The sequence below is a fragment of the Sporosarcina sp. P18a genome (assembly GCF_002743135.1).
In the GTDB taxonomy this organism is placed as follows: Bacteria; Bacillota; Bacilli; order Bacillales_A; family Planococcaceae; genus Sporosarcina.
In genome coordinates, this window is sequence record NZ_PDYQ01000001.1 from 650,550 (window position 1) to 674,065 (window position 23,516).

23 protein-coding genes are annotated in these 23,516 nt (G+C 41.5%); 12 read left to right on the top strand and 11 right to left on the bottom strand.

The annotated features are described in order from the left end of the window. Nucleotides 1–2 precede the first annotated feature (2 nt). The 5 genes from CSV75_RS03250 to CSV75_RS03270 all read left to right on the top strand — a co-directional run bounded on the left by CSV75_RS03250 (nucleotide 3) and on the right by CSV75_RS03270 (nucleotide 4,624). The gene (locus CSV75_RS03250; protein ID WP_099675326.1) at nucleotides 3–1,451 is read left to right on the top strand and encodes an aldehyde dehydrogenase family protein; all 1,449 of its coding nucleotides are present in this window, start codon (nucleotides 3–5) and stop codon (nucleotides 1,449–1,451) included. Between the two features lie 11 nt (nucleotides 1,452–1,462). Further along, complete coding sequence (locus tag CSV75_RS03255; protein WP_099629958.1) at nucleotides 1,463–1,732, top strand: YciI family protein; 270 nt, start codon at nucleotides 1,463–1,465, stop codon at nucleotides 1,730–1,732. A gap of 87 nt (nucleotides 1,733–1,819) precedes the next feature. Then, complete coding sequence (locus CSV75_RS03260; protein WP_233191581.1) at nucleotides 1,820–2,503, top strand: cysteine hydrolase family protein; 684 nt, start codon at nucleotides 1,820–1,822, stop codon at nucleotides 2,501–2,503. A gap of 110 nt (nucleotides 2,504–2,613) precedes the next feature. After that, nucleotides 2,614–4,065: a cytosine permease gene (locus CSV75_RS03265; protein ID WP_099674722.1), complete on the top strand. Its 1,452-nt coding sequence runs from the start codon at nucleotides 2,614–2,616 to the stop codon at nucleotides 4,063–4,065. A gap of 43 nt (nucleotides 4,066–4,108) precedes the next feature. After that, nucleotides 4,109–4,624 (top strand): flavin reductase family protein, encoded by a 516-nt coding sequence (locus CSV75_RS03270; protein ID WP_199171290.1) that lies wholly within the window; start codon nucleotides 4,109–4,111, stop codon nucleotides 4,622–4,624. A gap of 186 nt (nucleotides 4,625–4,810) precedes the next feature. Here the strand turns inward: CSV75_RS03270 and CSV75_RS03275 are convergent, their stop codons facing one another. The 6 genes from CSV75_RS03275 to mtnK form a co-directional block, all read right to left on the bottom strand. After that, nucleotides 4,811–5,863, bottom strand: coding sequence for an acyltransferase family protein (locus tag CSV75_RS03275; protein ID WP_099674724.1), 1,053 nt, complete (start codon nucleotides 5,861–5,863; stop codon nucleotides 4,811–4,813). 240 nt (nucleotides 5,864–6,103) lie between these two features. Beyond that, a complete protein-coding gene (locus CSV75_RS03280) occupies nucleotides 6,104–8,524 on the bottom strand; it encodes a Lon protease family protein (protein ID WP_099674725.1) in 2,421 nt (806 codons plus the stop codon). Nucleotides 8,525–8,810: 286 nt separating this feature from the next. Beyond that, entirely contained in the window at nucleotides 8,811–9,323 is a 513-nt protein-coding gene (locus tag CSV75_RS03285) for a 1,2-dihydroxy-3-keto-5-methylthiopentene dioxygenase (protein ID WP_099674726.1), read from the bottom strand. Nucleotides 9,324–9,351: 28 nt separating this feature from the next. Further along, nucleotides 9,352–10,005, bottom strand: coding sequence for a 2-hydroxy-3-keto-5-methylthiopentenyl-1-phosphate phosphatase (locus tag CSV75_RS03290; protein WP_099674727.1), 654 nt, complete (start codon nucleotides 10,003–10,005; stop codon nucleotides 9,352–9,354). A gap of 15 nt (nucleotides 10,006–10,020) precedes the next feature. Then, on the bottom strand, nucleotides 10,021–11,217 hold the full coding sequence (locus CSV75_RS03295) for a 2,3-diketo-5-methylthiopentyl-1-phosphate enolase (protein WP_369825340.1): 1,197 nt from the start codon (nucleotides 11,215–11,217) through the stop codon (nucleotides 10,021–10,023). Between the two features lie 18 nt (nucleotides 11,218–11,235). Beyond that, nucleotides 11,236–12,426: an S-methyl-5-thioribose kinase gene (gene mtnK / locus CSV75_RS03300; RefSeq protein ID WP_158231579.1), complete on the bottom strand. Its 1,191-nt coding sequence runs from the start codon at nucleotides 12,424–12,426 to the stop codon at nucleotides 11,236–11,238. Between the two features lie 254 nt (nucleotides 12,427–12,680). Between mtnK and CSV75_RS03305 the strand changes: the two genes are divergently transcribed. From CSV75_RS03305 to CSV75_RS03315, 3 genes are all read left to right on the top strand, one after another. Next, nucleotides 12,681–14,360: a glycerol-3-phosphate dehydrogenase/oxidase gene (locus tag CSV75_RS03305; RefSeq protein WP_099674730.1), complete on the top strand. Its 1,680-nt coding sequence runs from the start codon at nucleotides 12,681–12,683 to the stop codon at nucleotides 14,358–14,360. A 155-nt stretch (nucleotides 14,361–14,515) separates the two neighbouring features. After that, nucleotides 14,516–14,719 carry an alpha/beta-type small acid-soluble spore protein gene (locus tag CSV75_RS03310; protein WP_099629969.1) on the top strand — a complete coding sequence of 68 codons (204 nt, stop codon included), beginning with the start codon at nucleotides 14,516–14,518 and terminating at the stop codon, nucleotides 14,717–14,719. A 621-nt stretch (nucleotides 14,720–15,340) separates the two neighbouring features. Then, entirely contained in the window at nucleotides 15,341–16,225 is an 885-nt protein-coding gene (locus tag CSV75_RS03315) for a D-alanyl-D-alanine carboxypeptidase family protein (RefSeq protein WP_099674731.1), read from the top strand. A gap of 148 nt (nucleotides 16,226–16,373) precedes the next feature. Here CSV75_RS03315 and bioA read toward each other — a convergent pair whose 3' ends face one another. Further along, nucleotides 16,374–17,705 carry an adenosylmethionine--8-amino-7-oxononanoate transaminase gene (gene bioA, locus CSV75_RS03320; protein WP_233191613.1) on the bottom strand — a complete coding sequence of 444 codons (1,332 nt, stop codon included), beginning with the start codon at nucleotides 17,703–17,705 and terminating at the stop codon, nucleotides 16,374–16,376. A gap of 7 nt (nucleotides 17,706–17,712) precedes the next feature. Next, nucleotides 17,713–18,450: a dethiobiotin synthase gene (gene bioD, locus CSV75_RS03325; RefSeq protein ID WP_158231580.1), complete on the bottom strand. Its 738-nt coding sequence runs from the start codon at nucleotides 18,448–18,450 to the stop codon at nucleotides 17,713–17,715. A 96-nt stretch (nucleotides 18,451–18,546) separates the two neighbouring features. Here bioD and CSV75_RS03330 point away from each other — a divergent pair, with 96 nt between their 5' ends. Continuing rightward, a complete protein-coding gene (locus tag CSV75_RS03330) occupies nucleotides 18,547–19,113 on the top strand; it encodes a biotin transporter BioY (protein WP_099674734.1) in 567 nt (188 codons plus the stop codon). 55 nt (nucleotides 19,114–19,168) lie between these two features. Here the strand turns inward: CSV75_RS03330 and fabG are convergent, their stop codons facing one another. Next, the gene (gene fabG, locus CSV75_RS03335; RefSeq protein ID WP_099674735.1) at nucleotides 19,169–19,912 is read right to left on the bottom strand and encodes a 3-oxoacyl-ACP reductase FabG; all 744 of its coding nucleotides are present in this window, start codon (nucleotides 19,910–19,912) and stop codon (nucleotides 19,169–19,171) included. Between the two features lie 216 nt (nucleotides 19,913–20,128). On the opposite strand from fabG, the gene CSV75_RS03340 reads away from it, so the two are divergent. The 3 genes from CSV75_RS03340 (at nucleotide 20,129) to CSV75_RS03350 (ending at nucleotide 22,487) form a co-directional block, all read left to right on the top strand. Beyond that, nucleotides 20,129–20,560 carry a BrxA/BrxB family bacilliredoxin gene (locus CSV75_RS03340; protein WP_099673534.1) on the top strand — a complete coding sequence of 144 codons (432 nt, stop codon included), beginning with the start codon at nucleotides 20,129–20,131 and terminating at the stop codon, nucleotides 20,558–20,560. Next, nucleotides 20,557–21,336, top strand: coding sequence for a class I SAM-dependent methyltransferase (locus CSV75_RS03345; RefSeq protein WP_099674736.1), 780 nt, complete (start codon nucleotides 20,557–20,559; stop codon nucleotides 21,334–21,336). Before CSV75_RS03340 ends, CSV75_RS03345 begins: the two co-directional genes overlap by 4 nt. A gap of 563 nt (nucleotides 21,337–21,899) precedes the next feature. Beyond that, complete coding sequence (locus tag CSV75_RS03350; protein ID WP_099674737.1) at nucleotides 21,900–22,487, top strand: YpjP family protein; 588 nt, start codon at nucleotides 21,900–21,902, stop codon at nucleotides 22,485–22,487. 191 nt (nucleotides 22,488–22,678) lie between these two features. Here the strand turns inward: CSV75_RS03350 and CSV75_RS03355 are convergent, their stop codons facing one another. Together CSV75_RS03355 and CSV75_RS03360 are read right to left on the bottom strand one after the other, a co-directional pair. Continuing rightward, the gene (locus tag CSV75_RS03355) at nucleotides 22,679–22,957 is read right to left on the bottom strand and encodes a translation initiation factor 2 (protein WP_099674738.1); all 279 of its coding nucleotides are present in this window, start codon (nucleotides 22,955–22,957) and stop codon (nucleotides 22,679–22,681) included. Between the two features lie 22 nt (nucleotides 22,958–22,979). After that, on the bottom strand, nucleotides 22,980–23,408 hold the full coding sequence (locus tag CSV75_RS03360) for a ferritin-like domain-containing protein (protein ID WP_233191582.1): 429 nt from the start codon (nucleotides 23,406–23,408) through the stop codon (nucleotides 22,980–22,982). Nucleotides 23,409–23,516 lie beyond the last annotated feature (108 nt).

Here is a 23,516-nt window from a genome sequence, read left to right on the forward strand (position 1 = left end):
TGATGATGAATAAATCGCTAGCATGCTTAAAAACGCAACACTTACTAATTAATGGTGAATGGGTGGAAACGAAAGAGTACACGGATTTGCATTCCCCGTATTCAGGTGAAGTGATTGCCCATATTGCTAAAGCGACAAAACATGAAACAGATCAAGCAATCGAAACAGCTCTGCAGACGCGTAGAGTGATGGCGAAAATGCCTGCTTATCAACGAGCAGAAATTTTGGAAAATTTAGTTTCCTTATTACATGAGCGTTCTGAAGAAGCCGCTGAAATTATTGCCATGGAAGCTGCAAAACCCATTGCAACAGCAAGAGGTGAAGTACTTCGTACAATCGAGACGTATAAATTTGCAGCGGAAGAAGCTAAGCGTATTTACGGAGAAACTCTCCCGCTCGATGCGGCGCGGGGCGGGGTGAATCGTCTGGCCTACACTGTACGAGAACCACTCGGTGTAATTGGCGCTATCACACCATTCAATTTTCCGATGAACTTAGTAGCGCATAAAATCGGTCCTGCAATTGCCACCGGAAATACGATTGTTTTGAAACCAGCTGCACAAACACCATTATCCTCCTATTTTATTGCGGAATTATTAATGGAAGCTGGATTACCGGCAGGGGCGCTTAACGTTATCACAGGCGATGGCCAGGAAATTGGAGATCAAATTGTTACGGATGATCGAGTGAAAATGATTACATTTACAGGCAGTCCAGCAGTCGGCATTGGAATCAAAAATAAAGCTGGATTAAAGCGGGTAACTCTTGAGCTAGGTTCGAATGCAGCAGTGATTATCGATCAAGGTGTGGATCTTGACCAAGTCGTTTCTCGCTGCGTGTCAGGTGCATTCTCCTTCCAGGGGCAGGTCTGTATTTCACTCCAACGCGTTTATATCCACGAGGAGCTATACGATGAATTCGTTTCGAAAATCGTAGAAGAAACGGAAAAGCTCGTAATGGGTGATCCGTTGTGCGAAGACACTGAAGTATCGGCTTTGATTTCTTCAAAAGACGTAGAGCGTACACTAAGTTGGATCGACGAAGCCAAAAACCAAGGTGCAAACGTAGTTACAGGTGGAGAAGTACAAGGGAATATACTCTACCCTACTATTTTGACGGAAGCAGGATCACATCTGAAAGTTTCTTGCAATGAAGTATTCGCACCCATCCTAGTCATAGATAAAGTGAAGTCAGTAGAGGAAGCGATCGAGCAAGTGAACGATTCGCGTTTTGGTCTTCAAGCAGGAATCTATACAAATGACATCAACACGGCACTATATGCAGCGGATGAATTGTATGTAGGAGGCGTCATGATCAACGACATTCCAACATTCCGAGTGGATAACATGCCGTATGGAGGCGTCAAGGAAAGCGGAAATGGAAGAGAAGGATTGAAATATGCGATCGAAGAAATGACAGAAATGAAACTAGTCGTTTGGAATCGCAACTAGGAGGCAAGGTTATGGCTTACTACACGGCATTTTTACACATGATTCAGCCTGAAAAAAATGCAGAAGTCCTGCCGCGACATATCGAGTACTTGGATAGGCTCGATGAACAGGGGAAAATCTTCGCCCGAGGTCCTTTTGCCGATCAATCAGGAGGATTAATTATTTATCGAGCGGATTCATTTGAAGAAGCACAACAATTGGCGGAGGCTGATCCCCATGTAATAGAAAAAGTTCGTCGACTTGAGCTTAAAAAGTGGAATCCCATTATTAGTGAATTATAAAAGTGGGCTGGCTTTGCAATATAAATAAAAGAAGTGAGATTTTTTCAATTAGCTTGTATGGTACATGGTAAATGACGAACGAAAGGAGTGCATCAATTGAATAGTCAGAATCAAGCATTACTCTTAATAGACCTACAGAATGAAGGTGGTACGTCCGCTGTTCCAGGAATGGATGAAATCATTAAAAAAACAGCCAATGTAATCAAAGTATGTAGGCAAAAAAACATACCCATCATTTATACGCGCCATATCAATAGAGGCGATGGAATTGGACTGGCAAACTTAGAACCTGTTGATCAGAATGGGAAGCCGCTTTACTACAATACGAATACCGATTCGATTGATATCATCGAAGAGTTAAAAAATCAACCTGGCGATATCATTGTGGATAAGTACCGATACAGTGGTTTTCATGAATCCAGTTTAGACTTGATGTTGAAAAGCTTAAATATAAAGAACTTAATTGTAGGTGGGGTTCTAACAGATGTCTGTGTCCTTTCGACTGTGATGGATGCTTACTATCGTGATTATCAGATCAATTTAGTGAAGGATATTTGCGGTACCACAACAGTTGGTGCACATATGGCAGCAGTCTGTATGATGGGTAATTGGGTTTACGATATAAGTATTTTTGATGCGGATCAAATTTGCAATAAATTATTGGGGGAACCTTATCACGCTTGGGAATCTAGTATGCCGGATGAATTACAATTTACCCCGGATAATTTAAGAGAAGTGTATAACAAGTTAACAGCTAACTGTACTGTATGAACAAATTATGCCTCACGTTATGGTGCCCGAATTTCACCGAGCCGTTTAAGCTCAGCCGGAAATGTAGAACTTTTAACATTCAGGTAAATCGTTAAAAAAGGGGGAAGATTATGAAGTCTATCGACACAGTAAAGGCCGAGGTAGGCGTAACGCTAGAGGCAGACGCTCTAACACAGCAAAACAACCAACTAGATGCTACTACGGAAGAACATTACGCGACTGTAGAAGTCCCTATGAGTCAAAGAAATATTGGTTTTTTTGACATGGTGGCGATTTGGGTTGGGGCCAACTCAAATAATGCCTCTTGGTATGTAGGAGGAACAGTAGCTGGAATGGCGTTTGCAGGGGCGATTGGTGTCACGTTGATTTCCAATCCTATCGCCTATCTAATATTAGCACTCGTTGGATATATGGGTTTTAAGGTAGGGACCTCTACCATGGCTTTGACCAGACCCGCTTTCGGTGTGAGAGGAAGTCTTCTCCCGACGGTACTAAACACCATTGTATTTCTTGGATGGGCAGTAGTTAACACATTTATCGCTGTGATCTCCATGAGTTTTATTTTAAAAGACTTATTTGGTTGGTCAGCGTACGGTGAGCCGGGAAGTGTAGGACCGATGATAGCTGGTATCGTTTTCATGAGTTTGTTGAACTTTGTGGCGGTATCGCTAGGGAGAAATTCCATTAAAATTGTTGAAAGAATTGGTATGGTATTGGTTCTCGTGTTAGGTATTTGGATTACTGTTGTCGTATTAAAAACGCATCCATTGTCCGCCATCATGAATTGGAGTGCGCCAGCAGATTCGGTTGTACCAGTTGGAAAAGCTGTAGATATTATGGCTGCGTTCAGTTTGGCATGGGTGTTGGGAATTGCTGAATTTACAAGGTATACACGATCAGCAAAAACAGCGACTGTCGCTCCGCTCGTAGGCGCATATCTTTCCTTATTATGGTTTGCATTTATCGGAATCATTGCCACAATCGGTGCAGCGCTAAGCACGGGAATTTATGATCCGGAAAATTCGGACCCTAGTTCTATTGTAACTAATCTTGGTCTCGGATCATTTGCATTAATTCTCATCGTAGTAGCGTGTGTGACAACCAATGTTGTAAACTTGATGGCGGCAGGGATTTCCATCACAAATGTGACGAAAAAGATCAAGCCTTTGCACTCCATTTGGATGGTAACGATCTTAGCAGGTTTTCTAATGCTAATACCATTATTCCTAGCTAGTTTCTTGGATACATTTATGGGCTTCTTAGAATATATCGGTATGGTTTTAAGTGCATTGCTTGGAATATTGGTAGCTGACTATTTCATTGTGAGGAAGCGCTCATATGATGTCAGGGAATTCGAGAAAACAGGAGGAGAATACTGGTATTACAAAGGCGTGAATCTAAAAGCCGTGGCTGTTTGGGCTTTTGGTGTAGTTTTCTTCCTAGTAGTCAGTAACACAGAATTTCTCAATAATTCAGTAGGCGCTGTGTATCCAACCATTCTTGTTACGGCAGTGCTTTATAGTCTCATATCTTTGACAGGTAAGAAACCACGTTTAACATAAGAAAAATTGATAAATAATTTAGATTGAAAAGGAGAGATATATTATGGGGAATATTGAAAAACAAGATCTTTTTAAGCAAATCATGGGGAATTATCCGACGGGGGTTACCATCCTGACTACAACGAAAGAAGATGGAACGCCTGTAGGGTTAACAGTTAACTCATTCGCTTCTGTTTCATTAGATCCACTCATGGTGCTATGGTCAATCGATCATAAAGTATCTTCATTGGAAGCGTTCACAAAAGGTGGGAAATTTGCAGTTCACGTATTGGCGGGCGAGCAACAAGAGCTATGCAAAACATTTGCAAGCAAAGTGGAAGACCGTTTCGCTAATTGCCAATGGGAGCTTTCTGAAAATGGGCTACCAATTATTGAAGGAGCCTTTGGAGTATTTGAATGTAAGACATTCCAAACTATTGAAGCGGGCGATCATACCATCTTAATTGGTGAAGTATTGGATTTACAGGCTGACACAACAAAAGAACCGATGTTGTATCACCGCAGATGCTTCGGCTCAGTTCCTCCTGTATTTTATGAGCCGGTTCACTCGCCTTCTTAATAAGGATGTAAATAAAAAACCAAGACTTTTTCCGAAAAGTTTCTTGGTTTTTTATTATGGTATCCGATTTTTCAGGTTCTATCGGAGCTTCGTACACAGTGATTATAGAGTCAAAAAAGTACCTGCGCTACAAATCCAACATGAATAAGAAATGATTCATGAATGTTTCGTACGCAGGTACTTTTGTTATTGAGCAATTTGCGTGTTCTTTTTCTGTGAAAACCCACCGAGGAATAATTTTCCGTGTGGCATACATTTTTGTATGATGATTGAAACGAAGATGGGAATAAACAAACCGAAGGCCGTGAAGCCGACAATCCCATACGTAAAGTAATCATTTAATAAAATATCCGTGAAGATGTGTAAATACATGATCGTTAAGGAATGCTTTTCGATTTTCTGTAGCCAATTTAACGATAACTTGGCTACTATGAGTTGGAACGCACCGACTAACACCAGTGTGAAAGAAAGCGGGATGATCAAGTCTAAAAAGAAATGGTCATAGCGTAAAAATTTCATGCTCAAGTGATAGTCAATGACGTGATAGTTGTCTAAAGATATGGCTGTGAGACTAATAAGCAACCCCGTAACTAACCACTTTTTCGGAATGTTCATCCAAAAATTCTTCAAATAATAGCCGAGTGAAAAATAGACGACTGCCATAAGCGCAACATCGATGTTCCAAATCATTGGGATCGTTTGCGCTGCAGTAGATGGAGCACCGCCAATGACACGCATCGCGAACAAGCTTTCAAGGTGGGCAACACTATAAAAAACAGCTAAAATTATGAGTTGTTTTGTACGGCTAAAGTATTTTGTCATCCATAAGAAGAACAAGTATGTAAAGAATAGAGTCGTAACAAACCAGAAAACACCATAGGCACCACGTACAAAACGTCCTCCAACAATAATGGTCCATATATCATGGACGTACCATGACCAATCGAAATTCCCCGAACCAATCTCTATCCCATAACGAATCAGTGTAATACTTACTAGGAAAAACAAATAGGGGACAATCAACTGCATAAATCGTTTTTGAATCGATTGTTTCATGAAGCCTTTCTCGATGACAGGCTTAAAAAACAAACCGCTTAAAATGAAGAAGGCTGGCATGTGAAACCAGTAGATATATTTAACGAGTGGGAAATCCAACTGCCCAGGATAATGTCCAATCACGACGAGAATCATCAAAAAACCTTTGGTGACATCTACCCAAGATAAACGTTTTTTATTCATAATTCGGCTCCTTCAGAAAACTATCGTATTTCCATTGTACAGCTTTTCGACATCGTAGAAGAGAATGTAACAAAAATGACTTGAGAATGTAAGCTAGATGGAAATACATAGGTGTATTTTAATGATTTATTACGATTGACTGAATAGTATGTATATACTGACGTACTGCTGAAGAAAGGGCCTGCGCTAGAAACCACGTGAAGTATACTTCTGACGTGAATTTCAAACGCAGATGCTCTTTCATCTCTCTTGTTCTTGTGCAAATTCCATAAACATCCGTAATTTCATTGCTGCTTTTCCATAGACGGTTTCTTTATCATAATCTCCTTGTTCATTTGGATGTCCTGCGGGTATACCCGTTAAAATTTCTATACCTTCTCCAATCGTTCGCACTTTATATATATGGAACTGTCCATCGCGAACGGATTCAATGACTTCATCATTCAACATCAAGTTTTTCACATTTTGATGGGGGATGAGTACGCCTTGTTTGCCTGTTAGTCCTTTATTTTTACATACATTATAAAAGCCTTCAATTTTCTCATTTACGCCGCCGATCGGCTGGATTTCGCCGTTTTGATTGACCGATCCAGTGACAGCTAATCCTTGATGGATGGGAATTTCCGCCAGACTTGAGAGAATGGCATACAATTCTGTGCTGGATGCGCTATCACCATCCACACCACCATAAGATTGTTCAAAAGCGATATGTGCAGTCAAGACCAACGGATACTTTTGGGCGAACTTTTGCCCTAAATATCCTCCCAATATATACACGCCTTTGTTATGTGTATTTCCGCTCATCTGGCTTTCTCTTTCAATATTAACAAAACCTTTCTTACCCATAAACGTGGTAGCCGTAATGCGTGATGGTTTGCCGAAATGATATTGCCCTAAATCATAGACGGCCAGGCCATTAACTTGTCCGATTTTCTCTCCTGTCGTATCAATCAGTATACTTCCTTCATCAATACTCGCTTGAATTTTCTCTTCATATAAATTCGATCGATATCTCTTTTCCTGAATGGCTTTTTCGATATGTTTGGCCGTAACTAGGTCGTCTCCCATGATGCCTGCCCATGCATCCGCTTCATAAAGTAATTCTACTTGTAAATTAAAACGAGTGGATAATTTGTGTTGATCGCCAGCGACACGCGAACTGTATTCAATAATTTTTGCGACAGCTGAAGAGTCAAAATGTCGAAGTCCATATTTTTTGCCATGTGTATGAATGAAACTAACCAACCCTGCAATATTCTCTTGGTTGTATTTCATTTCCACATCAAAGTCTACGCGAATTTTAAACAGTTTACGGAAATCTTCATCGTGATGATAAAGTGCTTGATAAATGTCCATGTTCCCAATAATAATCACTTTTACGTCAAGTTGAATCGGATCTGGATTTACTGAAGCGGTAGCAATGACGCTGGCATGTTCACCTATATTCTCAATTTGTAATTTATGAATTAATAATGCTCTCTTTAAACCTTCCCACGCTTGGCTTTTCGAAAAAATATCTTTCGCTTGGATCAGAAGATACCCTCCGTTTGCATTATGCAAATAGCCAGGTTTTATTTTAGTAAAATCCGTGCTCATGACACCCATTCGATTTTCATATTCCACCTTGCCCATTAGGTTATAAAAAGTCGGGTTATCTGCAGAAATAACGGGCATGCCTGTAGTTTCACTGTGATCGACGAGTACATTTATCGTATATTTTTTTAATGCTTGATTTTCGTCATTGAACAGATTGCCTAGTTGTTTGTCTTCTTTTGTAGTTGGAGTGGATAAAAAAATTTGGAAATTATTCTTGAGATCTTTTCGAACCGCTTTTATATAATGCATCACTTCAGGACAGTCTTTGTAGATCTTTTTTACTTCATCAATATGAAAATCGATTGTCGTAATGGCTGTTTGATGATCAAAGCCTGCCAATGATTTCTTCAAATCTTGTTCAAAACGGAGGATAGATTCTGTCGCTTCAAATATAATTTCTTGTAATTTGACAGAGTTACTTTCAATAGCTGCCCGTTGTTCTTCAGTTAATTTCTTATATGCTTCCTCGCTTATAGGATTTCCGTCTTCACCCATCGGTATTGTCGCGACCGTGGAATCAGACTGTTTTAGTAGAAAGCCGTTCTCAGCAGCTATTTCATTCGTACGTTTATACACTTGATCAACTTGGTCTTTATATTTCCGAATGATCGATGAACGGTTCTTGAGTCGGTTTTCTTCGTTAAAAGCTGTGGGAATATCAACTTGTAAATCTTTCAACAAGTCTTCCATGGACTTTTGAAGTTGTTTTCCCAATCCTACGGGGAGTTTTAGTACTTTTGGTTTGTACTCGTCCTCAAAGTTATTTACGTAACACCAGTCAAATAGGGTAGCTTCTTTCTCTGAAAAGTCATGAACGACTGTATTGACAAAAGATGTTTTCCCGACTCCCTCTATTCCCGCGACGTATAAATTATATCCGGGTTTATTTACGTGTAGGCCAAAGTTCATCACGGAGCGTGCACGTTGTTGTCCGACGATATTTGTAAGCTTTTCTACTTGTTCAGTTGAATCAAATGGAAATGTAGAGTAGTCTACGATCTTTTTTAATTGTTCAGGTCGCAACTCCGCTTTGGATTTATTAAATGAATCATGGTAATTTGCCAATTAAACTCACCTCACTCATTATTTTAACCTTACTCAGTACATACCCTTAATGAAGGCGGTACACGCAGTAATCAGATAAAAACTTTTGTGTAGAGAATAATAGGTGGAAAATGCGATTGAAAATCGCCTAGCCTGACAAAAACTTACGTTCATTGCGCTATATATGAAAAAGCTAAGTAGGGAAGTCAGACGGAACCGATCTTTCTAGAGACGTGTCCATACCGAAAAGCACCTTGACCTCTTAATGGGAGGAAGGTGCTTTCATTTTAGAACGCTTATTCATCAATCAATATACCGCTACCCAGCCCTCAGGTGTAACGAAAATCCGAAGAGCCACTACTTGGCGATCCTCTGCCAATGTGAAATAATGACGAATGTTTTCTGGTACAGAAATTAAATCACCTGGATCTAGATGTACTTCAAAAAAGCGCTGATCTCTTCCTTGAATAACGAATACACCATGACCACTGACGATAAAACGAACTTCGTCATCGGTATGATGATGCTCCCGTTCGAAGTTCTTCAACATTTCCTCGATATTCGGTGTGTCTTTAGATAACGAGATGACATCTGCCGCTTTGTAGCCACGTCGTTCCGAAATTGCATCAATATTTGATTTAAACGCGTGAAGAATTTCTTCTTTTTCAGAATCCGTCAGATTGAATTTTTCACGGAGATGTGTAGGTAATTGGTCAATCGGCCAGTGTTCATAAATCACTTCTTGTTGGGTGAGGAATTGGGCAACTTCCTGTTGTCCTTCAATCACTTCGTTCGACCCTTGAATCGTAATCGTTGCCATAGTAGTAGTCGCTCCTATCTATTTTAAATTATACATGTGCTTTCACGATGTCGATACAGTCGGTAAATACTTCAAAGCGCGAATACGGAATGTCCAGTTTGTCACAAGTTTCTGCTAGGAAGTCCCTTGCAATAACTACATCAGCCGATTTTGCGGCTTCAAAGTCTGTTACCGAATCACCGATGACAATGCGTGTCTGTTGCTGGTCTGATAGCTTACGCATGATAGACGGTTTACAGCAACCACAATCTTGCTTCGTGCAGTGCGCATCACAAGCATGCGGATAATGAATCCTAATTCGTTCTTCGTCAAATGTCGCTTCATTACAATAAATATGATCAAAAGGTCCAAAAGGCTCCAGCACAGGATGAACGAAGAAATCGATTCCGCCACTGACAATATAGAGTGGAATATTCTGTTCTCTCGTAAACTGTACAAACTCGCTGAATCCTTCTCTGATTTCCGCATCCCGTAAGACGAAAGAAATGATATCCTTTTGTAGCGAACTCGGAATGAACGAAAACAGTTGCCTGACCCCATCTTGGATCGAGATGTTTTGTTGTAAAATATCATCTGTTATCTCTTTCCAGCCAGGCACTGCGAATTCTTTCATAATGCTCATAATATTATCTTTTTTCGTAATCGTCCCATCAAAATCACAGAAAATTACTACGTTACTCATCGTTCACCCTCCACTTCACTTAACGTCAATCGTGCCCCATTGATCCAATGCGAGCCGCAATGGGCTGGATGTTTTTGCAGCTTCTTGTAATGGAATTTGATAAACACTTGCATCGATTGCTGCGCGGAAAGCTTGTGCACCAGGTGTTGGACCATCTGGGTGCCCAAAAATCCCGCCTCCCGCATTGATGACCAAGTTGTCACCGAAGTCTTCAAGCAACTGTGGGACCATTCCCGGATGAATTCCAGCGGAAGGCACTGCAAACGTTCGCTCAAATCCATTATCTTTTATTAACTCCTCATTAATCCCCAGTGCATCTTCGCGTGAAATCGCCACATTGCCATATGGACTCGGGAAGAGCGAAAGGTCACCACCAACGAGACGCGTCAACTTTCCAACAAGCAAAGGATAGGAAAATCCACTGCCAGCTTGACCTGCGAGCACACCGGATAATGCGGAGTGGGCGAGGATCGGTAATCCGATATTATCATTTTCCCGTAGTGATTGTAGCGTATCCAGACCATAGCTATGCACATTGAATAATAAAGCGCTTGCGCCTAGTTCAGTTGCGCGTTCTGCTTTTTCATGCAGTTCATGGGATCTCCCTGATAAATTGACGGCATATAAAGCGTGTGCGCCTGTTTTCTCGTAATGATGCGTGAGAATGTCTTTAGCAGTAGTTACCCGTTGATAAAACGGCGTTAATTCATTTTCGAACAGAATTTCATCGTCCTTGATCAAATCGATACCACCAGCTAATAACTCTTGGAGTTGAGTGGAGAAAAAGGATAAATCCCGTCCCATCACTCCTTTGAAGATCGCTTTCAATAGCGGGCGATCGTAGACACCGATCTTTTCTCGAATACCATTGACACCAAAGCGTGGGCCAGGGAATTGTGCGAGTAATGAATTGTCAAACTGCAAATCAATCAGTTCATACCCTTCGAAAAAGGATAATTTTCCGTAGACCGTAGTAAAGATTGCCGGTAGGTCCGCTGAAAAGTTAGCTGACGGATAAAAAATCGTCACTGTATCTTTCTGCTCGCCTTTGACAACAGATACCAATTCTCCTTTATGATGTTTCAATTGTTGCTGCTCAATATGGGGAATATCGGTCCATGAACCAATCGTTAATCCAAGAGCATGTTGTTCTGCAATTTTTTCCTGATTTGGATGAGTGGGGAATAAATAGGTTGCTGTAACGCCCATCAAACTGCCTCCTCTTACTATTTATCTAGTTGCTTGAAACCAATGACTCAATTGTTCTAGAGAATGAATATGTTTACGTTCCATAATCATATATTTACCTAGCGATAAGACTTCTTTTCTAGCCGCCATGCGCAAGTCTTCATCTTGTTCTGTATTCATGTCTGGAATTTGTGCAATACTGATTGCTCGTCGTACTAGTTCGCATCCCGCATAGCCAATGATATCAGTAAAGAGTTCTTCCATAATTATCGTGTAAAATCCATCGACTTTCGTATAACGTTCATGTGTACTGGTCTGCCATAGGTTAGAAAATGTTTCCGCAAATGCATACCAAGTTTCTTTCGCTTGCTCAAAACGCTTTTCTTTATAGTTGGGGAAGGCAATCCCGTTCAAAAATAGGTTCGCGATGAATTGTCCAAGGTCAAAGCCAAAAGGACCGAAAAGCGCAAACTCCGTATCGAAAATCACTGTTCGGTTATCTCCTGTGAAAATTGCGCCGCTATGCAAATCGCCGTGAATAAGGCCATCCGCTTTTGTCATGAATTTATGTTTCAGTTGAGCTACCTCAAGTAATAAGCGCTGGTCTTGACTAAGAAATTTTACTTCGTTGCGCATACCAGTCTCACACTCATTGGTCTCGTGGTCACTATAGGGCCAATCAAACACCAATTGCTCAGTCAACTGTCGCATTCCAGGGTTTGCCAATCGTGCTTGTAGCTCTTTTTTGATTGGTGAGGGCATATAGAAATCAGATGTTTTAAACAGCACCTCGGCAGTCATTTTGCCAATGTCTGTCGCAAAGCGAGCGGACTCACTTCCATTGATTAATGCAGTTCGACCCACTTCAAGTGGAAGCATGTCTTCCATCACAACGATCGCCATCACTTCATCCAAATGTAAGACGGCAGGCACGCTTTTCGGAAGGATTTCTTCGTATACCTTCATCACTTCCGCTTCAACACGTACGCGGTCAAGTGGTAAAGGCATCGATTCGCCAACAACGCGTGCGTATGGAACTGCTTGCTTAAAAATGATGGACCTATATTCATTTTGTAGTCTATATACGTGATTGATCTTGCCATCACTTACTTCGATAACATTTATGTCCCCAGGTTCAGGAAAAAGACCTAGATTTCTCACATACTGTTTGATCTCTTCGATTTCTAAAAAACGATATGTAGTATAGTTCTGTTCATTGACAAATACGTCCATCCATACGACCTCCTGTAATATAAAAAAAGACCAATCCATTAACGGACAGGTCTGTTACAAACAAATGTCTCTCTCATTATTTGGTAAATGTAGCCTGTATGCCGAGTTCTCTAGTTGTTTTATATACCATAAATCCTACTAAACATGTAGAAATTATCACACGAATCAAATAGTTTGTCAATTAACTTTAAAAGTATTCGGATTAGTTGTAGTATTATGCTATTGAAGATGTGAAGATAGGAGCTTGTTTACATATGATAAAACGACAGCCTCGCTTTCGACGAGAGGATATATTGGAAAATATACGAACAGAAGAATTCGATGTACTTGTAATTGGAGGCGGCGTGACGGGAGCGGGTATAGCGCTGGATGCAGCGAGCCGAGGACTACAAACAGTGTTAGTGGAAATGCAGGACTTTGCGGCAGGAACATCTAGTCGCTCGACGAAAATGATTCATGGGGGATTACGTTATTTAAAGAACTTGGAGTTCAAAATCGTTTCACAAACTGGACAAGAACGTGCGGTAGTGTATGAAAATGGACCACATGTGACGACTCCTACATGGTTGTTGTTGCCCATTTATAAAGGAGGGACGTTCGGTAAATTTAGCAGTTCAATTGGTTTACGGGTCTATGATACATTAGCCAAAGTAAAGAAATCAGAACGTAAAAGCATGTTATCAAAAAAGCAGACACTTCGTGATGAACCAAAGTTGAATCCAACAGGTCTCCTCGGTGCAGGGAAATTCGTAGAGTATCGATCAGACGATGCACGTTTAACGATTGAAGTGATTAAAGAAGCTGTTCAGTATGGGGCATCGGTTTTAAATTATACAAAAGTAACGAAATTCGTTTATCATGACGGCAAAGTGGCGGGTGTTGAAACAATTGATCAACTAACGGGAAAATCCCGAATGATTTTCGCAAAAAAAGTGATCAATGCAGCTGGTCCATGGGTTAATGAAGTCCGTCACAAAGACGCAGAGCCTGATCAAAAACAACTTCATTTAACTAAAGGCGTTCATTTGGTCTTTGATCAACGGGTCTTTCCTTTAGAACAAACGATTTATTTTGACACACCGGACGGGCGCATGGTGTTGGCGATTCCGCGCAACGGTAAAACATACATAGGAACAACCGATACAGATTATCAAGGAAGTTTGACGGAGCCGCAGATTACACAGGCAGATAAAGACTATTTGCTAAACGCCATTCATTTTGTTTTTCCAAAACTGGAGATTAGCGAAGAACAAATTGAATCGGGTTGGGCAGGTCTAAGACCACTTATACAAGAAGAAGGAAAGAGTGTTTCGGAGATATCCCGAAAAGATGAAATTTGGGTCTCGGATTCCGGTTTATTAACGATTGCTGGCGGAAAGTTAACAGGGTATCGCAAAATGGCGGAAATGATTGTCGATCGTATCGCTGCAGATCTAAAAACGTCATATGGCAAAAAAGTTCCGTCTTGCCGTACAAAAAAGCTACCTATTTCAGGCGGTCATGTAGGTGGTTCTAAAGGGTTTGAAGCCTTCGTTCAGAGAAAAGTGAAAGAAGGGATGAGCCTAGGATTATCCGAGCAAACAGCTTATGCACTCGTCACCCATTATGGATCAAACGTCGATGAGTTATTCGGCGTCATCCAAAACGGAAAGGCTGATGCACGAAAAGCCAATTTACCGATTGAAATTTACGCACAAGCGTGGTATTCCATTTCAAAAGAATTCGTTTGTACACCTGTAGATTTTTTCTGGAGACGAACAGGCGCATTACTCTTTGACATCGACTGGGTCAATCAATGGCAAGAGCCCATCATTGATTTCCTAGCTGTTCAACTTGGCTGGTCAAATGCCGTGAAGAAAAAAATGATCGAAGAGTTAGAGCGTAGTAAACAATTGTGTAAGGGAACACTAATCGAAGAAAAAATACAATCATAAGTCTGCAACCTCTGCCAGATTGGAACGGTAGAGGTTGTTTATTTTTTTGTTCGATTGCCTATTATATGAAGGAAATAAAAAATCATCATTTTTAAAAATTTACAGTATGTTTTTTAAAAATCTGCTCATTCTATTGTCAGAAGGAGGTGGACAACATGCCAAACAACAGTAACTCAAACCAACTATTAGTGCCAGGCGTACAACAGGCGATCAACCAGATGAAGGAAGAGATCGCAAACGAATTCGGTGTAAACCTTGGACCAGACTCCACATCGCGTGCCAACGGATCCGTCGGCGGAGAAATTACAAAGCGATTAGTGCGTCAGGCTCAATCTCAAATGAACGGTTATACGAAGTAATCGGTTCTATTACCCAGATTAGCATGTGAAAAATCAATGTCACTATACGCTTTGATTTCTCCAAAACGAAAAGACGACGATTCATTCGAATGTGAATGGATTGTCGTCTTTTTTGTGATGATAAAGACAATTTGACATTACAATAAATAGTCGGAAGAGATACGCTTGAACTTAAAAAAGAATAGAAAACATGCTACATTTCCATGAGAGCGATCATGAAACGTTACACAGTTGAAACTACATAAAATGATGAATAGGGTTGAATAATAATACTGGTATACCGTCATCTGTAAACAGGTTAACTATTCAGATAATGATGTACTAAATATAAAACTATTGAGGATGCCCAAATGAAACGCTGGATACGGTTTGTAGTCGTTGTCCCGTTTGTTCTTTCTTCCGATACTACACCGAAGGTCATGAACAGTATTCCAGGTATTGCAAAAAAACACATGGCTTACTAGCCACTGGAAAAATGAAAATCACAATGAGACCTGCTCACCAAGAGTAAGAGAATTTTCTATTTTTGCGTATTTTCTCTTCTTCATATAATCTTCAGAAACATCCGCTACCATTCAGAGGACTTCTCCTTCATAATGAATAGTATAGGCAGGTGTATAAATGAAGAAATTACTACTAGTATTACTCATCTGTGTGGGAATCTATGCAGTCGTTACTCAATGGAAAGATGTGCAACGGATAGATGACAATTGGAGTGCATCTTCTGAGGCTATGATTCTTTTGAATGCAGATACAGGTGAGGTGTTGTATGAGAAAAACAGCAAAAAGTCCTTACCGATTGCTAGCATGACCAAATTAATGACGCAATATATCGTGTTGAACACGATCAAAAATGGCACGATTTCCTGGGAAACTATCTATCAGCCAAGTCCCACCGTTCTAAATATGGCACAGTTTGCGAGTGCTGCGAAATTAGGCATGCAGGCCAATGAAAGCTACACAGTTCGGGAGTTATTCACTGCGATGACGATCATTTCAGCGAATGATGCGGCACTTGCTTTGGCTGAAATGGTCGGTGGAACGGAAGAGGAGTTCGTTGCCATGATGAATGAACAAGCGCGTGCGTTTAAACTAAAGAAAACGGTTTTCTTTAATCCACATGGCTTGGATGGCGATTATTTAGGTAGAGGTGAGGGGAAAAACAACTTGGCTTCCGCTAAAGACCTGGCAATCATTGCGGATCGACTCATTCAAACGCATCCTGAAGTACTGGAATTTACTAGTATGACGCACTTCATCTCTAAACAAGGAGTAAAGATGTGGAATACGAATCTTCTGTTGCCTGGTATGCGTATGCAAATGAATGGCGTGGATGGATTAAAGACTGGATATACGGATGCTGCTGGTTCTTGTTTTACAGGAAGTGGGGTGTTCAATGGAGAACGCGTAATTTCTGTATTAATTGGAGTGGAAGAAGTAGACGGCGATACAACAGAACCGCGTTTTACTGTGACACGGGAAATGGTGGAGCGCTATGCGAAGTGATGGTTCACTACGATCTGTTTATGGATGCAAAGATGGCCATGACTACCGATTGGATAATAGAATGAAGAACACCAAACGATAATTCGAGCAAGACTGCACTAGAAACAATCATGGTTTCTAGTGCAGTCTTGTTTTATAAATCTTGTAGTTATTGCTGGATACTACTCATGCCCACTAAATCTTCCGTCACCGCCTGTATTCCTGCCTTCATCAGTTTCACCATTTCCGTTAACTGTTCAGTTGAAGTAGCGAGAGGTGGCATCAGGACAATGACATCACCGAGCGGCCTAGTCAGTAAACCGAGCTCTCTCATTTTTAGCGTAGCGCGGTAAGCGACACGGCTTTCTAGTGGGAAGGATTCTTTAGTGTGCTTGTCTTTGACGATTTCAATTCCGCACATCAAGCCACATTGTCTAACATCTCCCACATGCGGAAGTTGCTGAATATCCACTAGTAATTCTTTAAGTAACGCAGCTTTTTCCTCTGCTTTCTTTACTAGTTGCTCTTTCTCAAAAATCTCCAAGTTCGCTAATGCCACTGCACATCCCAGCTGGTTCCCCGTGTAGGAATGTCCGTGGAAGAATGTTTTCATTTCCTCATATTCTCCGTAAAATGCATTGTAAATTTCTTCGGTCGCGAATGTAGCCGCAACTGGCAAATAGCCTCCTGTAAGTCCTTTAGCTATAGTCATTAGGTCGGGCTCTATTTCTTCATGCTCGACAGCGAACATTTTCCCAGTACGTCCGAAACCAGTGGCTACTTCGTCGACAATCAGTAATACGTTAAATTCCTTGCATAATTTTTCAACGCCCTTTAAATAACCTGCTGGCATCGTATTCATTCCGCCAGCTCCTTGAATCATCGGCTCAAGCACCATTCCGGCGATTTCTTCATGGCGTTCTTCAAATAGCAAGCGCAGTTGACGTAGGCTTTCATCTCGCACGGTATTCGCATCACCTGAAGGGTGGCGGTAAACTAACGGGAACGGAATGACGAGCGCATCAAATAAAAGGGAGGTATAGACTTTGTGATACAGTTCAATAGACCCGACACTCATCGTACCGACCGTATCGCCATGATACCCATTGCTGACGGTTACAAAACGTGTTTTTTTCTCGAAACCTTTATTCTGCCAATACTGATACGCCATCTTAACCGCTATTTCAACTGACGTCGCGCCGCTATCGGAGTAAAATACACGCGTCAATTTTTCGGGTGCTAATTGCACTAATTTCTCCGCCAATAGAATCGAAGGTATATTTGCAGCACCGAGTAACGTTGAATGCGCAATGGACTGTAGTTGTGTTTGAATCGCCTCGTCTAGCTCCTTTTTCCGGTGGCCGTGTACATTTAGCCACAAAGAGGAATAGCCGTCCAAATACGTTTTGCCATGTATATCCGTAACGGTCACACCTTCTCCACTGGCGATGATCAGCGGATCTTTCTCGTAATCCGACATCTGTGTAAACGGTAGCCACATATATTGCTTACTTTTCTCGAGCAACTGATTTGCTTCCACTTGGTAACGCCTCCTCTAAAATTGTATAATCCCACTCTTCGTAGCATGTCTTTTTCTTTTCCGAATCGATCAATGTTTCTTGAATGTCTGTTTGATAGGGAATGACCCCAATCACTGGAACACCGCTCATCCTATAGATCATTTCCACATTATCTTGGATGATGTTGGGGGAGTCTTGCGCCAAATCATTGAATAAAAGCCCTGCGATGCGAATGCCTCTTGCTTTCATTGCTTCAATTGAAAGGAGTGTATGGTTTATCGTCCCCACTCCTGCTCGTGCCACTACTACAACAGGAGCCTGCAGTTCCTCCATCCAGTCGATCATGCAATAGCCTTCAGAAGTGAACGGAACATAGAGCCCTCCAGCTCCTTCTATTACAATTCCGTCATTACTACTGCAAAGTTTCTTCACGGATTGAGTCAATTTGTCTGTATCAATTTGTACATTTTCCAACCTAGCTGCTAAATGAGGCGAGCAAGGCGTAGTGAATAAATAGTCGGGATGTAGTTGCTCTCTACCAGACGCTAGCCCATACGTCATACTATCTGGCGCCGCAATGCGTTCATTGTGTATAACTGCTCCCGTTTGGACTGGTTTAAATGGTATGAAATGCCGACCGTTTTTAGATAAAAAATCACTGAGTAACACAGTGGCTACGGTTTTTCCTACATCGGTATCTGTTCCGGTAATGAATAATATCGACACATTGTACGCTCCTTTTAAAAATATGTGTTAACTAAGTTCTGAATTATGTTAACATATATTTGTAAAGACAACAATAGAAAGTAGGAGGATCAGAAAATGAAACCAAAGGAAATTGTGTTATGCGCATTATTTGCAGCATTGATGGGGGTGGGAGCGAACATTGCACCACTGTTAACGATCGGAGGTGTGCCAGTCACACTTCAATTACTATTCGCTATATTGGCAGGGGGATTACTAGGCAGTCGATTGGGCGCCTGGTCTATGTTTGCTTATTTATTTATTGGGTTGGCAGGCGCGCCGATATTTGCCCAATTTAAGGGAGGCCTCGGCAGTTTCCTCAGCCCGACGTTCGGTTACATTATTTCTTTCATCTTTGTAGCGTATATCGTAGGCAAATTCTTCGAGCGTAAACCGTCGTGGATCAGTTACGCGGGGGCAGGTTTTCTTGCAATAGCGGGTAACTACATAATCGGCACAAATTATATGTATTTTGCCTATGCTTACTGGGTAGAAGCGCCTGCAGGCTTCAGTTACGTACTTGCATGGTCTTGGATGGTTGCTTATTTACCACTGGATATCGGGGTGACGATTCTGTCTATCGTATTGATTCCTAGACTTCAGAAAGCTACCAAATACCAGCCTCTAGGCAAGCGTTTAGCATAAAAAATATACCTGTGTAAGAACGATTGAACAGTTCTCACGCAGGTATATTTGTACATTACACTATCAAAAATCCACCACTCACACTAATGCACTCTCCATTCACAAAGCTCGAGTCATCTGAAGAAAAGAATGCTACAACCGAAGCTACTTCCGCGGGGTCACCCATACGACCAGCAGGCGTTAACATCGTCGCCATTTTCTTCACGTCTTGTGGCAAATCCTTCGTCATATCCGTATTAATCTGACCTGGCGCAACCGCATTGACCGTAATCTGCTTCCCACCGTTTTCTTTAGCTAATGTTCTCGTTAATCCAAGCACACCGGCTTTCGACGCGCTGTAATTTGCCTGTCCCATATTGCCCCAACTGGAAGATGAAGAGACATTGACAATTTTGCCGTACTGTTGCTTTCGCATCTGTGGAATGACTGCTTGGCACGTATAGAACATGCTGTTGAGATTGACGTCCATGACTGAATGCCACTGCTCGGGCGTCATTTTATGGAAAAATGAATCTCTCGTTATACCTGCGTTGTTAATCAATATATCAATCTTGCCGAACTTCCCGTAAATAGTAGAGAATGTTTTCGTCACATCTTCCGGATCGGCCACGTTGCACTTCATTGCGAAAACCTTTTCACCTGAAGCATCTAATGCAGAAGCTGTTGTTTTCAACTTTTCAAAGTTTACGTCTAAAATAATCACCGAAGCACCATCCCGATGTAAACGCTCCGCTATCTTTTCTCCGATTCCTTGTGCTGCGCCCGTTACGACTGCAATTTTATCCACTAATTTTCCCATCACTCACACTCCTAATTATTTTCATAGAATAGTAAGATAATTTTATCATAAATGAATGGCTATTCATATAGGGAAGTAGTAGCTTAGGATTATAGCAGTAAATAGACGATTTCGATATCCACCAATTCAATCACGTGAAATAATTTCTACTATCCTTTACTATTAAAAACAGTACGACATAAAACACGCAACTAAACGAAAGGCGGAGATAATCAAATGAACGCTTATGATGAGTACATGCGCGGGATCGTTACACCAATGCGCGAAGAACTAACAACTGTTGGGTTTACGGAACTCACAACGGCTGAAGAAGTCGATAATACGCTAAAAGACTTGGAAGGTTCAGCCGTTATTGTGATCAACTCTGTGTGTGGCTGTGCAGCAGGTTTGGCACGTCCCGCAGTACGCGAGGCAATAGAAGAAGTAAAACCGGATCACTTGTTTACAGTATTTGCTGGACAAGATAAGGAAGCGACAGAAACTTTCCGTTCGTACTTCCCGGAAATTCCACCAAGCTCGCCGTCCATTGCGATCTGGAATCAAGGTAAAGTTGTATACTTTATTCCACGTGAACAAATCGAGAATTTCCAAAAAGATCAAATTAAAGATCATCTAGTCGACGTCTTAACTCAAGTAGTCGCTCAGTGAACGTGATTATTACGACAGCAGGACGACCTGATGAACATTCCGCTACACTGGTGCAGCAAGCAGCGGACGCGTTACAGGCGCCTGTCGTCGAACGAAAAAAGCGGTCCATTCCTACACTGCAGAATATCTATCAAGCAGATGTTCTAGTGGCGGGGAAGGACCGCTATTCGTTTTACCCAAAAGGGAGCGACGAACCGTTTTTCTTTCATCCGAACTCTGCGACTTATCGCTTGAAACGCATACTAAAAGGCGAAATAGATCCACTTGTGGCGGTAGCCGATCTACAGCCTGGAGACTCATTCCTCGACTGCACACTGGGACTCGGGTCCGACGCGATCATCGCATCCAGCACTGTGGGAGAAAAAGGATTAGTTGAAGGAATCGAAGGGGACCCAATCGTCGCGTTTCTCACAAAGGTTGGTTTACACAACTTCCCCATCGACTTTCCATTACTACAGGATGCGATGAGTCGGATTCAAGTAATTCACTCGGAAGCTATAGATTTCCTGAAAACCTGTGATACGAACTCACGCGACGTCGTATTCCTTGACCCGATGTTCACGACACCGATCGAAGAGTCCTCAAACTTTGAAGTGCTACGTGCAATCGGTGTAACTGATACTGTCTCAAAACAATGGGTAGAAGAAGCTTTGCGCGTATGCAGACACCGAGTCGTTTTGAAAGACCATTACCAATCTCCGCTGTTTGAACGCTTTGGCTTTATTCAGCAAATTCGCCCGTATACGAAAGTCCATTATGGCGTGCTTGAGAAATGAATTGGGCTTTGGCGCGGTTAGGAGATGCAATGGCGCGGTATTCTGTTGGAATAGCGCGGTGTTAGGTCATCATAGCGCGGTTATCTGCTACTTTGGCGCGGTATTCATGACTTTTAGCGCGGTCCCACGACTGAATAGCGCGATACGCTCACTTTTTAGCGCGGTCACTTCATTTTCAGACATGGGCAACTTCCATAGAAAAAAGACTGTGTGGCATTTAAAAGCCATACAGTCTTTTTTTGTTTTTACATAACGCCAGCCGCATCGAGGCTAGACGGCGTTCTTCGCTTTTGGATTAGTGCGTGAAATTAAGGGAGCTCAAGTACAAAGTCAATACAAGCATACCAATACCTAATAGTAAGTTAACATCCATTGTTGCGACCTCCTTTATATGTAGCGCGTTGATTGACATCCGCTTAACTTGCAATCAAAGAACATTTTGTGAAAATGATGATTGAAGTTTGACTTTATTGTACAATGAAATAGTGAAAGATGAAACCTTTTGTGACGCTTTTCGTATGAGTTATGTAGATGTTTGACGGAATGTTGAAGGAGTGATGAAAATGAAGCAATGGTTACAGCGGCTGATGATCGCATCTGTCGCCGTGTTGACACTGGGCGTCATTACACCCAATCATGAAATTTGGACAAACTTTCAAGACAAGCATGAACCGAATGAATCCGGTACCCGCGCAGAAGGTATGGAGTATTCCCTTGAGCTAAATGAGACTAGAAATGACTTACTGACACTCGATAGTTACACTGAAGAACAGCAATTGGTCGCACACGCACTTCTATTAACGTATGAAAAGTTTGGACAGCGTATCGGCCCCGTTATCCAGAATGAATTCGATAACGAGATTTTCCCACGAATTGAAGCAGTAATCCAAACGACCGTACATAATGCAGCAGATCGTCGTCTTGCCATAACCGAGCAACCTTCAGGCGATTATGCGGAAAAGATTTTCCATGTCTACGACAAGACGGCGAATCAAGATCTTATCAAATTCCACGTGCGGACAGAAAAGCGACCGGGTGACGGCTACTTCTATAATTTCCATTACCATATAGCGGATGATGGCTTTGTCGCCCACCACACAGTCGGTGATATTTTCTGGTCTAAGAACACACCACCGAAATGGCTAACCTAAAATTTATTGAACACTCGTCATGATGACGGGTGTTTTTTTCCTCTACACGTTGATGTGACAGTGATGGTACACGCCGATGAGATAAACAAAAAATAACTGGTTGAATGGTTTTGCGGTCTCAACGTCTTAGCTTGATGATGAAACGTGAAAAAAGAGGTCTTTTTTTTGCCCCCCTTTAATCATCTTTCTATTCATTTTGAATTTTTCTCCATTTTTTTAATTTGTTTACTTAATTGATCAATTTGCTTTTGCATTTTCTCCATTTCTTCAGATCGCTGGTCTTCTGAATCTTGTTGGTTTGCTTTGTCCTGTTTTGCTTTTTCTAGTTCTTGAAGTGCGATACCTGCGGCGATGGTCGAAATAGCATCCCCCAATGTAGCAAGTGCGGTCCCGAACAATGCAAGCTTGGCAGCAAATACTTCAGGGGAGTCTGTATTTTGCCCAAACTGTTGGTTGTTTGAGTTGTACATGAACACGCCTCCTTTTTCAACACTAGCTATGATTTAAAAAATATAAGAACCAAACGGCATGGTTTTGTTCATCTGCTGATGCTTGAGTAAAAGAAGACCTAACGATCGGGATTTGCGTTTCACGTGCAGCGGTATGATAAAAGTCAACTGTCGTTTGCTCATCCATAAAAGATGATTTTACGCCACTCATATAATCTTTCCCACAGCCTTCTGTGATGTTAAGTGCGGGTTCCTTACCGGTCAATTGGAAATAGAGAGACCAAAAGGTTTGATAATGCCTAATTTCGTCATTTCTAATTTCTAGTATTTTATCTTTAATCTCTTGAGTTGGCGCTTGATTAGCTAAAATTTCATAGCAATATATAGCATGATATTCTCCATTAATAGCTTTTAATAAATTATTAATGGTTTGTGTATTGGTATTCCTGTATTCGTGACTAGTGCTTAGCAATGAACTCACTCCTTTCATAATAAACAGCATTCCTATATATTTTATGTTCGGTTTTCAAATGAGTGAATGAAAAAAGGTCACTGAAATAGTTCAGCGACCTCATACACT

Excerpts from the sequence above, each read along its gene's own strand:
- CSV75_RS03340 (WP_099673534.1), top strand. The coding sequence starts at position 20,129 with ATGAACGCTTATGATGAGTACATGCGCGGGATCGTTACACCAATGCGC.
- CSV75_RS03250 (WP_099675326.1), top strand. The coding sequence starts at position 3 with ATGATGAATAAATCGCTAGCATGCTTAAAAACGCAACACTTACTAATT.
- CSV75_RS03315 (WP_099674731.1), top strand. The coding sequence starts at position 15,341 with ATGAAGAAATTACTACTAGTATTACTCATCTGTGTGGGAATCTATGCA.
- CSV75_RS03270 (WP_199171290.1), top strand. The coding sequence starts at position 4,109 with ATGGGGAATATTGAAAAACAAGATCTTTTTAAGCAAATCATGGGGAAT.
- CSV75_RS03255 (WP_099629958.1), top strand. The coding sequence starts at position 1,463 with ATGGCTTACTACACGGCATTTTTACACATGATTCAGCCTGAAAAAAAT.
- CSV75_RS03305 (WP_099674730.1), top strand. The coding sequence starts at position 12,681 with ATGATAAAACGACAGCCTCGCTTTCGACGAGAGGATATATTGGAAAAT.
- CSV75_RS03285 (WP_099674726.1), bottom strand. The coding sequence starts at position 9,323 with ATGGCAACGATTACGATTCAAGGGTCGAACGAAGTGATTGAAGGACAA.
- CSV75_RS03330 (WP_099674734.1), top strand. The coding sequence starts at position 18,547 with ATGAAACCAAAGGAAATTGTGTTATGCGCATTATTTGCAGCATTGATG.
- mtnK (WP_158231579.1), bottom strand. The coding sequence starts at position 12,426 with ATGGACGTATTTGTCAATGAACAGAACTATACTACATATCGTTTTTTA.
- CSV75_RS03290 (WP_099674727.1), bottom strand. The coding sequence starts at position 10,005 with ATGAGTAACGTAGTAATTTTCTGTGATTTTGATGGGACGATTACGAAA.
- CSV75_RS03265 (WP_099674722.1), top strand. The coding sequence starts at position 2,614 with ATGAAGTCTATCGACACAGTAAAGGCCGAGGTAGGCGTAACGCTAGAG.
- CSV75_RS03275 (WP_099674724.1), bottom strand. The coding sequence starts at position 5,863 with ATGAATAAAAAACGTTTATCTTGGGTAGATGTCACCAAAGGTTTTTTG.
- CSV75_RS03355 (WP_099674738.1), bottom strand. The coding sequence starts at position 22,957 with ATGTACAACTCAAACAACCAACAGTTTGGGCAAAATACAGACTCCCCT.
- CSV75_RS03310 (WP_099629969.1), top strand. The coding sequence starts at position 14,516 with ATGCCAAACAACAGTAACTCAAACCAACTATTAGTGCCAGGCGTACAA.
- CSV75_RS03350 (WP_099674737.1), top strand. The coding sequence starts at position 21,900 with ATGAAGCAATGGTTACAGCGGCTGATGATCGCATCTGTCGCCGTGTTG.
- bioA (WP_233191613.1), bottom strand. The coding sequence starts at position 17,705 with ATGTGGCTACCGTTTACACAGATGTCGGATTACGAGAAAGATCCGCTG.
- fabG (WP_099674735.1), bottom strand. The coding sequence starts at position 19,912 with ATGGGAAAATTAGTGGATAAAATTGCAGTCGTAACGGGCGCAGCACAA.